This window comes from Pseudoalteromonas sp. P1-13-1a (assembly GCF_001401875.1).
GTDB lineage: Bacteria > Pseudomonadota > Gammaproteobacteria > Enterobacterales > Alteromonadaceae > Pseudoalteromonas.
The window spans coordinates 1-527 of record NZ_LKDV01000084.1 but is presented as its reverse complement, the minus strand read 5'-3'; the positions used below and the strand labels follow the sequence as shown (position 1 = coordinate 527).

Annotated in this window: 2 tRNA genes; both read left to right on the top strand. The window is 43.6% G+C overall.

The window, feature by feature from the left end:
• Positions 1–223: 223 nt before the first annotated feature.
• A tRNA-Arg gene (locus tag AN391_RS19870) sits at positions 224–300 on the top strand.
• Positions 301–447: 147 nt separating this feature from the next.
• Positions 448–524: transfer RNA gene (locus AN391_RS19865), tRNA-Arg, on the top strand.
• Positions 525–527: the final 3 nt, after the last annotated feature.

Genomic DNA, 527 nt, shown 5'->3' with positions numbered 1-527 from the left:
ATAAGTTAAAGTGTTTGGTTTATAACCAAATCGGTCGGAGGTTCATTCTTACAAGATAGGTCCTGCTTCCAACACTTTTTACACACTCTACTTAGAGTATAAATAAGCTAAAGTGTTTGGTTTGTAACCAAATCGGTCGGAGGTTCATTCTTACAAGATACGCCCTGCTTCCAACACTTTTTACACACTCTGCTTAGAGTATAAACAAGCAAACAGTAAAAGTGGGCGCATAGCTCAGCTGGATAGAGTACCTGGCTACGAACCAGGCGGTCGGAGGTTCGAATCCTCCTGCGCCCACCACTTTTACATCACTCTGCTTAGAGTATAAATAAGTATAAAGTGTTGGCTAAAGCCAAACGGTCGGAGGTTCATTCTTAGAAGTTACGTCCTACGCACATCACTTTTACAGACTCTAACTTAGAGTATAAATAAGTAACTAATGAAAGTGGGCGCATAGCTCAGCTGGATAGAGTACCTGGCTACGAACCAGGCGGTCGGAGGTTCGAATCCTCCTGCGCCCACCACTT